The sequence below is a fragment of the Alkalibacillus haloalkaliphilus C5 genome, from assembly GCF_000269905.1.
Taxonomy (GTDB): domain Bacteria; phylum Bacillota; class Bacilli; order Bacillales; family Alkalibacillaceae; genus Alkalibacillus; species Alkalibacillus haloalkaliphilus_A.
Map to the genome: position 1 here is coordinate 1 of NZ_AKIF01000070.1, position 14,003 is coordinate 14,003.

Consider the following 14,003-nt stretch of genomic DNA (forward strand, 5'->3'; position numbering starts at 1 on the left):
CTGCATCTGTGAAACTTGCACCGAGGAAACCTGCTACGTAGCATTGCTTGAAGACGCAGGTGCATCACTCGGCCCAAAAAGCGAGGCCTGTGGGGTCTCGAGACACGTGCTGTTCCCGCTGGAGTTGCCACCTTCGCTCCTCACCTGATACCAACTCTGTGCGTAATCAAGAAAATAAAAACACGCTAATCTCTTGTTTGTTATACCAACAAAACAAAAGGAGTTGCATGCTTTTGCATCAAAACATGACATTCCCAGGGTTGAAAGCTCAATCTAGCAAAAAGAGATTCAGAAATACCTTTGGTAAAAATAACACAACGGGTATTTTGAAGGTCTTAATAATCAAACAATAGTCATTAAGCGCGACAAACCTTTGTCTTTCGTCGCTTTGACCGATTGTGCCTAAAAGTATTATTACACCATTAGTATAAACATGTACAAGGACACATGTTATAAATAAGGAGTGTCCTATCTGGCATTCTAACATTTGACTTAGAACCTTTTTGTGGATAAAAACTCAATTGGTAAACTTAGTTGTGAATTAAAGTAGAAAAAAGTGAGTAACTTTGTGAATAGATTAGCTTATCCACAAGGTTTAACGAAAGAAAAATATTGTATTAAAAAGTTATGCACAAGTGGAACCAATATAGGCAAGTGTACATATGATGCTCTACAAAGGAGGGGGCATTAAGATGGAGTTAACCATTTCACATGGTTTATATGCTTTAGTGACACTTGTTGTCATTTTAACTATGGTGTTCCGTAAAGGTGTTGTTTTACCTACATTAGTTGGAACATTTTTAGTTGCTTGGGTTTATAGTGGAAGTTTAGTAACAGGCTTTACGTCAGTATTTAATGCTAACTTAACAGCAGCTAAAGAATTGTTTAGTATTTTCTTAATTATTACGTTTATGGTCGCACTCTTACACTCTTTAAAAGATTTAGGTGCAGACCAACAAATGATCGCACCAGTGCAAAAGTTTATGACGAATGGCCATGTTGCTTTTTTAATATTAATAGGTATTACATTCGTGATCTCACTTTTCTTTTGGCCAACACCAGCTGTACCATTAATCTGTGCATTGTTAGTGCCTGCTGCTGTAAGAGCAGGATTGCCGATCATGGCTGCAGCGATGGTAGTCGCCTTAGCAGGGCAAGGGATGGCATTGTCGTCAGATTATATTATGCAAATTGCGCCAACATTAAGCGCTTCGTCAGCAGGGTTAGATGCTAGTGTTATTGCAGATAAAGCGTTAATTTTATCTCTCGTTTCAGGTACATTAGCTCTCAGCATCACTTATTTAATGTTTAAAAAGAAAATTAGAAAACCGACTGACCCGTTAAACAAAGAAGAGCTTAAAAAGTTGCCGGGTCAACAAGAAACATCGGAAAAGAACGAATCTCTTGCAAATCATAAATGGAGAAAAGTCTTTGCTATTTTAGTTCCTCTTGCCATGTTAGGGATTATGGTTTTTATGATTTACACAAAGATAACTGGAGGACGTACTGGTGGGTTTGAAGGTGGTGATGGTGCAGCATTAATTGGTGGAGTTGCTGTATTATTACTTGCTTTAGCTTCACTAGCCTTTGGAAAAGTAAAGGCTTTAGATCGTATAAGTGAACATATTACAAATGGTTTCGTGTTTGCTTTTAAAGCGATGGGTCCAGTTATTCCAATCGCAGGTTTCTTCTTTTTAGGAAGTGGTGAATTCTCGGGGAGTATTATGTCATTAGGTGATGTGCAACCGCCTGCATTTTTATTCGAGTTAGTAGAGGCAGGGCAAGCAGCAATTCCTGAAAGCACCTTTTTAACCGCATTTGGTATTTTGCTTGTTGGCATTATTACTGGCTTAGATGGGTCTGGATTCTCTGGATTACCATTGACTGGCGCATTATCAGGAGCTTTAGCGACTGGTGGAGTTGATGCGACAACGTTAGCTGCGATTGGTCAGTTAGGTTCTATTTGGACTGGTGGAGGAGCACTTGTTGCTTGGTCATCGCTTGTTGCTGTAGCAGGCTTTTGTGGAGTATCTGTCATGGAATTAGCGCGGAAAAACTTTATCCCTGTTATGGCAGGGTTGATTTTAGCTACTTTCGTTGCCTTGTGGATATGGTAATAAAAAAGGTTGGCTTTTTAATAAGCCAACCTTGTGTTTATTTTTGCTCTAAACGGCGAATACGCTCATCTAAGTCAGGGTGAGATGAGAATAGACGTGCAACGCCGCCTTTATTGTTAATTTTCATTGTTTGGATTGCACTGTCGTTGCTGTTGTCATTAACGCTAGCAACAGTGTTCTGTAATGAACGTAGTGCATGGGCCATTTTATCTTTACCAGCTAAGTCTGCACCACCTCGGTCTGCATGGAATTCACGGTAACGCGAGAATGCCATGACGACAAGGCTTCCTAAGATTGAGAATAGAATTTGGAATATGATGATCGCAGCAAAGTGAACAATCATACGCATTTCTTCACGTACAAAGTTTGATACAACTGCAGCTACGATACGAGACAAGAATACAACGAATGTGTTAATGACACCTTGTAGTAGCGTCATCGTAACCATATCACCATTCGATACGTGCGCAACTTCGTGTGCTAATACACCTTCAACTGCATCGTCATCCATTGATTCTAATAGACCAGTCGAAACAGCGACTAATGAGCGTTTCTTACTTGGTCCTGTTGCAAAAGCGTTTACCTCTTTTGAACGATAAATACCAACTTCAGGCATGTGCATTAAACCAGCAGCACGTGATAGGCGGTGAACGCGATCAACTAATTGGCGCTCTGCTGTTGATAAGTTATCATTAGGGTCTAATACGTGAACCTTCATCATTTTCTTAGCCATCCAACGTGACATACCTAAGGAAATAAAGGCACCAGCAAAACCGACAATGATACTAAAAAGAGCTAATGCTCCGTAACTTCCAATATTGCCTGTACCATCATATAACGGCCCAATGTTTGTATATGATGTGATGACAGACCAAACAATGACAATTGTTGTTAAAACGAGAATGTTTGTTAATAAGAAAAACAATATTCTTTTACCCACTAAACTCCCCTACCTTTCATGTTTGTCCTAATATATTATACCACGAAAACGACATGCGGAAAATGAGTTGCTATTTAGAGTAAGAAAAGTTTCACATGTTAAACAATTTAAATAATGATTTTTTTTACATGTTGTCTCAAGTCACCGTCCAAGCATAGACCAACATATGATATGACATAGAACTATGTTCAAATACAGGAGGATTCAAATGAACCCATATTACTTTTATACAAATGATTTTGTTAGGGATCATTCGTGTACGTATGTATATGATCCGACGCCTAATCAAACGTTCACTGGACGTGACAAAAACGACCGGGTCCAAGGTCAAGCGACGTGGACAGAAGGTGGGGAAGTAACGAAGTGTAACATTCCGTGGTCTGACTTGGAGTACATGACAACGGCTGTTAGTAATCAAGCACCTTATGAATGTGGTGAAATGTTAAAGGTGAAATTTCCTGAAACTGGCCGCGAAATTTTAGTTAAAGTTGTAGATACTGTAGATGGTTATCCGCCTCACCGTTTAAATTTACATCGTCAAGCTTTCTTAGCATTAGGAGCAGATTTAGATTTTGGTATTATCGACGTTGAAATCGAACCCTCACCAGAGTTAGAGGAAGAAATGTTTGGACGTTATTTATTAGAAGTTTTGCAAGTTGCTTACCCAAGATATGAAGTGACGGATTATGAATTTGTTGGTGAAGAAGAGATGTCAGATGATCGTCGTCGAGAAACATATGAGTTTAACGTAGAATCAGATGATGAACGCGTTAAAGTGAGAGGAAAAGTAACTTATAATCCGCAAACTGACCGTGTCATATCATTTGATTTAGAAGAAGTGGAGTCTGATCATAACAACGGTTAGGAGGAAAGCGCTCTTATAATATTAAGGGCGCTTTTTGTTTTTCTAGTTAGCGATCTGTTGAAGGAATTACAATCATTTAAGTCGAAATTGAACAGTATAGGGGTGGTAAAGTGGACCATGTATTAATTGTAGGTGGAACAGGAATGTTGCGTGATACAACCTTGTGGGTGGCTAATCAAGCTTGTTATGTTTCAGTTATAGGACGTACTGAAGAAAAGATGTCACTACTAACAAGCGATCAATCTAACGTTAACGCTATATTGGTTGATTATAGATATGAGGAACAACTCATGTCAGAATTGCAAGAAGCACAAAGAATATACGGATCATTTGACTTAGTAGTCGCATGGGTCCACAATGTTCCAGGAAAAGACCCGTTATCTGTTATAATAAAATCAGTAAACAATAATAAAGAGTGGTCCTTATTTCATGTAACCGGTAGTAGCGCCAACCTTAAGGATATAAGAGATAGAATAAAAGTGCCTAGCCATTGTCGATATAGCCAAGTTCAACTTGCTATATGGTAGAGGAGTCTTCAAATAGATCTAGATGGTTAACACATGAAGAAATTTCAAAAGGTGTAATAGATGCTATTAACAACCCAAAAGGTCGATATATTATTGGACAAATAGAACCTTGGGGCCAACGCCCGTAAAGAGAGTGAACTAAATGGATTTTGTAAATATTTTATGGTGGATTTTAGTTATAGTACTGCTTTTATTAAGTTATGCTGGTATTATATTCCCAATTATTCCAGCCCCGCTTGTCATTTGGGGCGGTTTTTTAGTCTATCATTTTGCAATTAATAACGAACCATTAACAGCATTTTTTTGGTGGTCGATGGTTGTATTGACTGTAATTGTTGTAGTGGCTGATATTATTGCAAATAGTTATTTCGTTAAAAAGTACGGTGGATCAAAACGAGGGGAATGGGCAGCTGCCATTGGTGTCATTGTCGGCTCTTTTATTATCCCGCCATTCGGCATTTTAATAGTTCCGACTGTTGCTGTATTCGTCGTTGAAATGTTACAAAAACGAACTTATGAAGAAGCTTTTAAAGCATCTATTGGTTCGTTGTTAGGGTTTTTAGGTGGTGCATTTGCAAAGTTCGTTGTCTTAACTGTTATGATTATATGGTTCTTTGTATTGGTGATCATTTAAGTGAATTCCTATTATATGACTAAGTGAGGTAGTAACTAGTGAAAATATTATTATTAGCGGTGTTGTTATTTATTGTTGGGTGTTCCAATGGGGAAGAACCTGAAGTAGAGGAGAATGTGAAAGAAGGTTTATTAGGTGATTGGCATGGGACAATAGAAGTGCCTGAAGTGCCGTTAAATATTCAAGTGTCATTTGAAGAAGACGAAGGTGAAGAAGGAGAAATCATTGGTTTCATCAGCATTCCTGTACAAGGTATTGACCAATATCCTCTCTCGGATATAGACGTTGAGGAGGATGTCGTATCGTTTGAGATGGATATTCCAGGTCAATTTATTGAATTTACAGGTGAGTTAACTGAGGATGAAACGTTTGAAGGTGATTTTAATCAACAAGGGCACACTTTTGATTTTAAGCTCGAGCGTGGCTTACTTGCAGAAGAAGATGATCAAGAAGAGGTTAATTGGATGACAGTCGATACAGAGTTTGGTCCTTTACAAGGTGAGTTGATAGAGCCAGAAGGAGAAGAGGTTCATACAGTTGCATTAATAATTCCAGGTTCAGGCCCAACAGATCGAAACGGTAATTCACCAGGTATGGAAAATGATAGTTTGAAAATGGTAGCTGAAACTTTAGCTGAACAAAATGTAGCAAGTTTAAGATATAGTAAACGTGGTGCTGGTGAAAATAGTGAAGTGACGATTCCAGAAGAAGAGTTAGCCATTGAAGACTTAGTGGAAGATGCAGTTAAGTGGTTACAAAAGTTAGACGAAAAAGAGCAGTACGACCAACTAATCATAGTAGGTCATAGTCAAGGAGCGTTAATTGGGAGCTTGGCAGCGTTACAAGTCGATGTTGATGGTTTAGTTTCACTTGCTGGTGCTGGCCGACCGATGAGTGAAGTTTTACTTGATCAACTGGAAGGTCAATTAACAGGTGATTTACTTGAAGAAGCGGAAATGATTATTGAAAGCTTGCAAGAAGGCGAATATGTTGAAGATGTAAGTAGTGAATTGTATAGCTTGTTTAGACCGACCGTGCAGCCATTTTTAGCAACATGGTTTACTTATAATCCAACAGAAATAGCTGCATCCATAACTGTGCCAACACTAATTGCACAAGGGACACATGATACTCAAGTATTTGTTGAAGATGCGGAAACTTTAGCTGAAGCGTACCCTTATAATGACCTAGTCATTGTTGATGGTATGAATCATGTGCTGAAAGATTCCCCGAGTCCAAATGATATGTCGTCATATGCTGACCCGTCTATTCCGTTATCGGAGGAGTTAGTTGAGGAAATTAACCAATTTATTGAACGTTTAAGTCCCTAAGGCATATAGCTTTAGGGACTTTTTTTAACTCTAGTAATAGACTTTGTTTAAGTAACGGTTGAGAGTGTTGGCGATTGCTTGCATCCCATACATTTCAACTTTACTTTCTGCATCTGAGTTGTAGTTCGTATTTGTGTTGATATCATAAGTATATATATTGCCCTCTAAGTCATAAATGAATTCAATGCCAGCAAAATCGATTTTATTATCGCTTAAAAATGTTTCGTACTGCTGAATAATAGAATGTTTGAAATCGCTAATGATTTGAAACTTCTCTCGAGTATTTTCTGTTGTCATGCAAAATTGATCCTCAATAGAACATGCGTCTGCAGGGCATAGTTCGAACCCTTCTGAAGTATCAACTTTAACCGCATAGTAGAACTTCCCGCCAATAAATTCACAACGTGTAATTGAAGCATCAGGTGATTCAATATATTGTTGAAGCAAAGTGATACCATCAATAGGCTCTTCAAATTCATCGCTATAAACGTAACTTTCCAAAGCTTCTACAGTTTGAAAAAGTTGTACACCTAACCCTTTTCCAGCGCGGTTATGTTTTGTTATAAAAGGTTTTTCCATTTTGTGAGCTGCTTCAATTAATTGTTGTCTTCCAACAGTAACAATCGTTTTAGGTGTTTGTATACCAGTCTTTTGTAATGCTGTGTATTGTCTTGCTTTGTTTATTTCAAGGTCTAACGCATGACTACCGTTAAGGACAGTACGATCATGTTGCTCTAACCATGCTAATACAGCTGTTGCTAATTCAGGTGCATAACGATGGTTACGTGTGTGAGAAGAAGCACTCATTCTATTGTAAAAGATTCCTTCGGGAGGTTCTTCTGTTAAATCAATTGACCCTTCGTTAATAAACCAATCTTCGTATGGTACATCTAACTGATTCAATGCTTTAAGCAATGGCTCTGTCCACTCTGAATTTTCATGGATTACATATATTTTCTGTGTCATTACCCCAACTCCTTTAATTCCTATCTGTTTACTAGTATATTGTAAATGCATTGAAATGGAAATGATAAGGTTTCAAATATCTTTAAATTCATTAAAAAACTAAAACTTTAGTCAGAATCAATCCTCAAATAAATTCAAATTATTGCTTTCAAAATAAACGATTTGTGCTACAATGGTACAAAAGTCTGAAAATTCGGCATATGACAACAAAAAAAGAGAGATCCAGCAAGTTTAATTGGGGGAATAAAATTGAAAGTATTCGCAAAAATTTTAATTTGGATTGGAATACTCTCTGTTCTTATTGGTTTAATCCCAGTAATTTTTGTTTACCCAAATGAGGATTGGGATTCGGTTATTGAATTTGTGAATTACACGATGCTTGAAGCCGATGAACGATTGTTATGGCAGGTTGGTGCCGTTATTTGGGTGTTTGGTATATGGAGATTAAGAAAAGAGAGGAAAAAAGGAAGAATCTTTTACTAATTGGCTCACTTTACATAATAAACACTCGCCTAAGGGGGGGAGGCGAGTGTTTACTAAATTACAGGTATTTGGATTTCGGATAGGAATTCCTCAGGTTTATAGGTGATGTAATGGTCTATAATCGTTCGTTCGATCGCATCACCTTTAATAGTAAGTTGATTTTCTTCGATATATTCAATTACTTGATCATAGTACTGTTTTGAATTGATTCGATCATCATTGCAATACATACAAACATATTGCCCTGCAGGTAATGTGGTTGCAATATCATCTGCTACAACTTCTTCTTCAACGAGTAGAAATACTGAGTTGTATTTTTTAGATTCTTCACTTTGTAATTGATTAATCGGAAGCGTAACACCGACAGAACCAATGAAAATTGATGACTTCAGCTCTGCGATGTTCTCAATTCTCCTTAAAGAAATTTCAAGTTCGGAATTCGATTTAATAGGCTTTTGAATTTGTATTATCTTACGTTCACTAAATGATTTAATGAAAGGTTTGCCTATGTTTTGATTACTTTTAGCCCATTCAAGTTCAGAGATTCTGTTTTGCACTCGCTCGTTTATATGTTGTAACTCACGAATTTTATCTTCTGTTTCTTGCTGTTGTTTTTTTAGAATATCAAGAAAAAAGTTAAGGTCTCGTTTAACAAATTGCTCCTTAATGTTTTTTAATGGAACACCAAGGTTTCTAAGGTAATTGATCGTATTTAAATGTTCGAACTGATCCGTAGAGTAATAGCGATAATTATTGTTTTGGTCGACTTCAATTGGTTTAAATAAATCAATTTCATCGTAATACCTTAGTGTCTTAACTGAGATGTTGTGTAGTTTGGCTATTTCTCCGATTGTAAAGCGGTCTTTCATATTAGCCACCTCTAAAATCTATTCTACTGCACTTTTAATTTCATATACCATTTCGCTTACTGACTGAAGTCCACCATCTGCAATGTACCAGTATTCAGGGTTTAAATAGAATATTTGATCGTTTTGATAAGCAGTTGTATTTTCAATTAGACTGTTTTCAATAGTTTCTTGTGCTGTAGCTTCTCCCTCTACAACTGCATCACGGTCGATTACGAACAAATAATCAGGGTCTTGCTCAACGATAAATTCAAATGAAATGTTTTGTCCGTGTGTTGCTACTTCAATACTGTCATCAACTGGTGTGACACCTAACATGTCATGGATTAATCCAAAACGTGAACCAGAACCATAAGCGCTAACACTACCACCAGTTGCAAGTGTAATAAGTCCTGTTTCATTACTTGATGATGTCAGCTCTTGAACAGCATTGACTTCAGCTTGAATCTCGTCAATTGCTTCGTTTACTTCATCTTGAACGTTAAATATGTCACCAATTATACCAACATTATGTGAGATTGACTCCATGTAAGCTTCAGAATCCGTTTCAACGTAAACAGTAGGAGCAATTTCCTCAAGGTCTTCATAAAGATCCGCTTGTCTTCCAGATATAATAATTAAATCAGGTTCCATTCCATAGATCGCTTCAAAATCAGGTTCTTTTAAGCCACCAGCATGCTCATACTCATCAGATTCGTAATGAGATAAGTAAGAAGGAAGGTTATCTTTTGGAACACCAGTTACTGGTATGTCTAATGTGTCTAACGTGTCCAACATTCCTAAATCGAAGACAACAACATTTTCGGGATTTTCAACGACGGTTGCTTCACCGAGCTCGTGTTCAATTGTAATAGTATTCTCATCTTGTGCTCCGCTGTCCTCATCAGTACCACAAGCAGCTAATGTTAATAAAACTAAACTCATAATAACAATTAATTTTTTCATTTAAGTCACCTCATATTATTTTTTTATCCGAAATACACACAAACTTTGCAACGGTTCATCTGTTGGATCGGAATGTCCATATCGTATATTTCACGAAGTGTCGATTCTTCGATAATGTCATCAACGGGGCCTTGTTTAATAATGGCTCCATCTTTTAAAGCGACGATGTAATCAGAGTAAAAGGATGCGAAGTTGATATCGTGAATGACAATGACAACTGTTTTGTCTAATTCATCGACTAATCTTCTTAACACTTTCATAATTTGCACAGCGTGCTTCATGTCTAAGTTATTTAAAGGTTCATCGAGTAAAATGTATTCAGTATCTTGAGCGATGACCATGGCTATGTGAGCACGTTGTTTTTGACCACCACTTAACTCATCAAGATACTGGTTCTCTAAATCTTCTAATTCCATAAAAGCAATAGCTTCATCAATGTATTCTTCATCTTCTTTAGTTAGATGACCTTGTGAATATGGAAAACGACCGAATGATACAAGTTCACGCACTGTTAATTTAACGGTAATGTGGTTCGCTTGTTTTAAAATCGCCATCTTTTTTGAAAGCTCACGACTCTTCCATTCACTCATCTTCTTGCGGTCGATGTTGATTTCACCAAGATCATATTGAATGAGTCGGCTTACTGCAGAAAGCAAAGTACTCTTACCTGCACCGTTTGGCCCGATGAAGGATGTAACTTTTCCTCTCTGAATGTTGACTGACACATCATCAACAACGGTCTTGTCACCATATTTTTTAGAAAGCTCTTTAACTTCAATCATGCTCGACTCTCCTTTAATAGTAGATAAATAAAGTACACGCCACCAACGAAATTAATAATGACACTGATTGTTGTGGAGAAAGTAAAGATTCTCTCAACAATGAATTGTCCTCCGACTAAAGCAATAACACTAATGAGCATTGCTCCGATAATCAGCTCGCGGTGTCGATAGGTTTTTAGAAATTCATAAGCTACATTGGCCACCAGCAACCCTAAAAATGTAATAGGACCAACTAATACAGTGGCAATGGAGATTAAGACTGCAACAATTATGAAGATTTGTTTCACAACGTAATCATAGTCAACACCTAGATTAATTGCCTGGTCTTTACCGAGTGATAAAACATCTAAGTACTTTGCAAACCTTAAAAAGTATAAAGAGGTCAATGTCATTCCGGCTAACGCTATATAAAACAGGTCAGTATTGACATTGTTAAAGCTAGCAAACATTTGATCTTGAACGACTTGGAACTCATTGGGATCAATTAACACTTGCATAAATTCTGATAGACTGCTAAAAAACGTTCCTAAAATTAACCCAACGAGTAAAAGGAAGTAAATATTTTGCCCTTCTCTTTTGAAAAGAAAACGGTAAAGCAGCAATGCAAAAAGAATCATTAAACCAACTGATAAAAAGAAATTGAAGTATTGGTTCACGATTGTTAAATGAGTAGAACCAAATATAAATATAAGCCCTGTTTGAATTAATAGATAAAGAGAGTCTAAACCAATAATACTCGGTGTTAAAATCCGGTTATTAGTTACGGTTTGAAAGATTACGGTCGCAAAAGCAATAGCACTACCTGTTAAGATAATCGCTAGTATTTTCATCGTTCTTCTGGGTAGTACATAATCCCAGTGTTCTCCTAAATTCCAAAAAAGAAATAATGTCGTCAGAAGCAGGGCGATTGCAGCGAGTATGATCAGTTTAGTTCTGTTATACATATGCCTTTCTCCTTAATAACAAGTAAATAAATATACCACTACCGATTACACCCACTGTTAAGCCTATTGGGATTTCGTATGGATAAATAACGACTCGCCCTAAAATGTCACAGGCTAACACGAACACAGCACCTAAGACAGCTGTGTGAGGTAAGTTTTTGCGTAAATGATCCCCACGGTATATTGAGACAATGTTTGGTATGATTAAGCCAAGAAACGGAATTAACCCTACTGTTAGAACGACTACCGAAGTTGCCACAGCGACTATAATTAGCCCCAAGTTAATGATTTGTTTATAGTTCAACCCAAGGTTTGTAGAAAAATCTTCTCCCATTCCTGCAATTGTAAATTTATTAGCATAAAAATAAGCAATTGCAAGTAATGGCACACTTATGTATAACAGCTCGTAACGGCCCGCTAGTATCATAGAAAAATCACCTTGAAGCCAAGCTGTCATACTTTGTATTAAATCATGTTGATAAGCAAAAAATGTTGTGATGGAACCGATAATATTACCAAACATAATCCCTACAAGCGGAATGAAAATTGCATCTTTAAACTTTATCTTCTCTAAGATCTTCATAAAGATCATCGTCCTAATACAGCAAATACCATAGCTGTAATAGCTTGCTGCATCGGGCTTGCTGATGTGAATACAAGCAGGGAAACAAGAATGCCTAACCTAGCAGAATCCATTGTGCCCGCGGTTGTGGGGGAGACAAATTTATTTCGACTTAATTGTTGCATGATTAATCCGCATACAGCCATTGTAGCTCCAGCGATCAATATACTAGCTAGACGAGGAAGTCGACTTTGTAATAAGATTTGTTGCTGTTGTGCTGATAATTGATTTAAGTCCATTAGACTAATGTTTGTCGCTCCGATAAACAGGGAAATCATTGACAAAACAATTAAAACTGGGATTAAGTATTTTAACTTCATATGACACAAACTTTCTGCACAAGATTCTTGCTTTAAATAATTGATAATGATTATCAATTCCAAATAAAATAATAAACTCTCCAGTGGGTGGAGAGTCAACGAATAAATGAGAATTATTTTCAATTATTTTTTCAACAATTACTTTCATAAATAAAAAGTTGAAAACATATATTAAACGGTGTGTGCGTCTTGGAATTAAAAAAATGGTTAATAATTTGTTCGTTATATAGTATAATTAAGGTGATGTCTTTATTGAAGAATGCTTTTGTGTCGTAATGTTTTAAAATACTTTGAATTTAAAGTATTTTAATGTACAATAATGAAGAGTGAAGAGTGCAAAAGGAGAAGCCATCGGTGCGGCAACACCAATGGCTTTGTACAATAGCTCTCTAAAGGGAGCGGCTCGCTACAGGTTTGGTAATCACCCATGCTCACCAGGCTTATGGGTGGTTACTCACTTTCCAACTGACAGAATGGCTGCGACTAATGATCCGAAAGAGACCATTAAGAAGAGCGTTTCAAAAACAGTCATAAGCATCACCCTCTTTCAGAGAGCCAGCCACCACCCATGAGAACCCTATTGTACAACTTTTATTGTAACATAAATTATAAGAAAATTTTGTATATTCGTCATAGATAATCCATTGGCCTTATAAAACCCTCTAAACAAGTGTGTCTAGAGGTTTTTTATAATGTTTAAAATATAAAATTCGCTAAGATTTGCCAACAAATGCGTTTATTTTAAAACAGATATATAAGTCCAAGTTCATACTTGATTTAAAATTGAACAGAGTTATTTATGAAAGCATTGAAAAAATCGTTCAAATGCCCTACAAAATCACGTGATCAATTATAATGTGTATAATTAGGGCTGCAGTCACAATGCGAAGTAAAGGTTTAATGTGATCAGGGTTTAACTTTCCGGCTAAACGCACTCCTACTTGTGCGCCGATTAATGAACCGCCAATTAAGGCAAACGTAATCGTCCAAATGATATGACCAGCTGCAATGAAACTAATAGCTGCTCCAAAGCAACTTGCGAATGTTGCAATTCTCATTAAACCGACTGCACGATAGTAAGCAATTCTCATGTACGAAAATACGTAAAACATCAATGTGCCTTGGCCGGGTCCAAATAATCCATCATAAAGACCAATTCCAAATAATAAAGGGGTTCCACGCGTTTTAAACCGAAAGTGGTTTTTGCCTGAGAAGTCCCCTTTACTAATAAAGGAGAAAAGAAAAGCGAATATTAGAAGGCCAATGGCTATTTTGTACATTAAATCAGGTGGTAGAGAGGAAGCGATAATCCCACCTGTTACTCCACCACCTAAGCTAATAGGAATGATTTTTAAGCCTTCTTTCATCGTCACCCCTTTATGTCTTAACACCATTAGGAAGGTGACGAATGAGCTGATCGAATTGGTCACTTTGTTAGCACCAATAGCCGAATGAACTGGAACACCTAGAGCAAGCATAGCTGGTAAACTAACAAGCCCACCACCACCGGCTAAAGTACCGAGAATAGTTGCGGTTAATCCGACGAAAAATAGTATGACTAAGTCAAGCATGTAATCCACATCTTTCTGCTATTAATCTTTTGCTTTAATTAATTCTTTTAGCTCTTTATAGTTTTGTTCATGTAATAGATTAATAATTTT

General features: G+C 37.0%; 14 protein-coding genes and 1 pseudogene. 6 read left to right on the top strand and 9 right to left on the bottom strand.

Features of this window, described 5'->3' with window-relative positions:
* Positions 1–692 precede the first annotated feature (692 nt).
* Complete coding sequence (locus A194_RS0108765; protein WP_017186474.1) at positions 693–2,117, top strand: hypothetical protein; 1,425 nt, start codon at positions 693–695, stop codon at positions 2,115–2,117.
* Positions 2,118–2,154: 37 nt separating this feature from the next.
* Here A194_RS0108765 and htpX read toward each other — a convergent pair whose 3' ends face one another.
* A complete protein-coding gene (gene htpX, locus A194_RS0108770; protein ID WP_017186475.1) occupies positions 2,155–3,057 on the bottom strand; it encodes a protease HtpX in 903 nt (300 codons plus the stop codon).
* Positions 3,058–3,265: 208 nt separating this feature from the next.
* On the opposite strand from htpX, the gene A194_RS0108775 reads away from it, so the two are divergent.
* The 4 genes from A194_RS0108775 (at position 3,266) to A194_RS17960 (ending at position 6,414) form a co-directional block, all read left to right on the top strand.
* On the top strand, positions 3,266–3,922 hold the full coding sequence (locus A194_RS0108775; protein ID WP_017186476.1) for a DUF3889 domain-containing protein: 657 nt from the start codon (positions 3,266–3,268) through the stop codon (positions 3,920–3,922).
* 110 nt (positions 3,923–4,032) lie between these two features.
* A complete protein-coding gene (locus A194_RS17955; RefSeq protein ID WP_017186477.1) occupies positions 4,033–4,449 on the top strand; it encodes a Rossmann-fold NAD(P)-binding domain-containing protein in 417 nt (138 codons plus the stop codon).
* A gap of 142 nt (positions 4,450–4,591) precedes the next feature.
* A complete protein-coding gene (locus A194_RS0108785; RefSeq protein ID WP_017186478.1) occupies positions 4,592–5,083 on the top strand; it encodes a DUF456 domain-containing protein in 492 nt (163 codons plus the stop codon).
* Positions 5,084–5,121: 38 nt separating this feature from the next.
* Entirely contained in the window at positions 5,122–6,414 is a 1,293-nt protein-coding gene (locus A194_RS17960) for an alpha/beta hydrolase (protein WP_017186479.1), read from the top strand.
* A gap of 30 nt (positions 6,415–6,444) precedes the next feature.
* On the opposite strand, the gene A194_RS0108795 is transcribed toward A194_RS17960, so the two are convergent.
* Positions 6,445–7,380: an ATP-grasp domain-containing protein gene (locus A194_RS0108795; RefSeq protein ID WP_017186480.1), complete on the bottom strand. Its 936-nt coding sequence runs from the start codon at positions 7,378–7,380 to the stop codon at positions 6,445–6,447.
* Positions 7,381–7,629: 249 nt separating this feature from the next.
* Here A194_RS0108795 and A194_RS0108800 point away from each other — a divergent pair, with 249 nt between their 5' ends.
* The gene (locus A194_RS0108800; protein ID WP_017186481.1) at positions 7,630–7,863 is read left to right on the top strand and encodes a hypothetical protein; all 234 of its coding nucleotides are present in this window, start codon (positions 7,630–7,632) and stop codon (positions 7,861–7,863) included.
* A gap of 53 nt (positions 7,864–7,916) precedes the next feature.
* Here A194_RS0108800 and A194_RS0108805 read toward each other — a convergent pair whose 3' ends face one another.
* The 7 genes and pseudogenes from A194_RS0108805 to A194_RS0108830 all read right to left on the bottom strand — a co-directional run bounded on the left by A194_RS0108805 (position 7,917) and on the right by A194_RS0108830 (position 13,913).
* Complete coding sequence (locus tag A194_RS0108805; RefSeq protein ID WP_017186482.1) at positions 7,917–8,732, bottom strand: MerR family transcriptional regulator; 816 nt, start codon at positions 8,730–8,732, stop codon at positions 7,917–7,919.
* An 18-nt stretch (positions 8,733–8,750) separates the two neighbouring features.
* Positions 8,751–9,674 (bottom strand): siderophore ABC transporter substrate-binding protein, encoded by a 924-nt coding sequence (locus A194_RS0108810; RefSeq protein WP_017186483.1) that lies wholly within the window; start codon positions 9,672–9,674, stop codon positions 8,751–8,753.
* A gap of 23 nt (positions 9,675–9,697) precedes the next feature.
* Complete coding sequence (locus tag A194_RS0108815) at positions 9,698–10,456, bottom strand: iron ABC transporter ATP-binding protein (protein ID WP_017186484.1); 759 nt, start codon at positions 10,454–10,456, stop codon at positions 9,698–9,700.
* On the bottom strand, positions 10,453–11,400 hold the full coding sequence (locus A194_RS0108820; protein ID WP_017186485.1) for an iron chelate uptake ABC transporter family permease subunit: 948 nt from the start codon (positions 11,398–11,400) through the stop codon (positions 10,453–10,455). The genes A194_RS0108815 and A194_RS0108820 overlap by 4 nt, the downstream gene beginning before the upstream one ends.
* A pseudogene (locus tag A194_RS17965) lies at positions 11,393–12,342 on the bottom strand (ABC transporter permease). The gene A194_RS0108820 and the pseudogene A194_RS17965 overlap by 8 nt, the downstream one beginning before the upstream one ends.
* Before the next feature lie 454 nt (positions 12,343–12,796).
* Positions 12,797–12,880: a putative holin-like toxin gene (locus A194_RS21365; RefSeq protein WP_370871972.1), complete on the bottom strand. Its 84-nt coding sequence runs from the start codon at positions 12,878–12,880 to the stop codon at positions 12,797–12,799.
* A 292-nt stretch (positions 12,881–13,172) separates the two neighbouring features.
* Positions 13,173–13,913 carry a sulfite exporter TauE/SafE family protein gene (locus A194_RS0108830; RefSeq protein ID WP_017186488.1) on the bottom strand — a complete coding sequence of 247 codons (741 nt, stop codon included), beginning with the start codon at positions 13,911–13,913 and terminating at the stop codon, positions 13,173–13,175.
* Positions 13,914–14,003 lie beyond the last annotated feature (90 nt).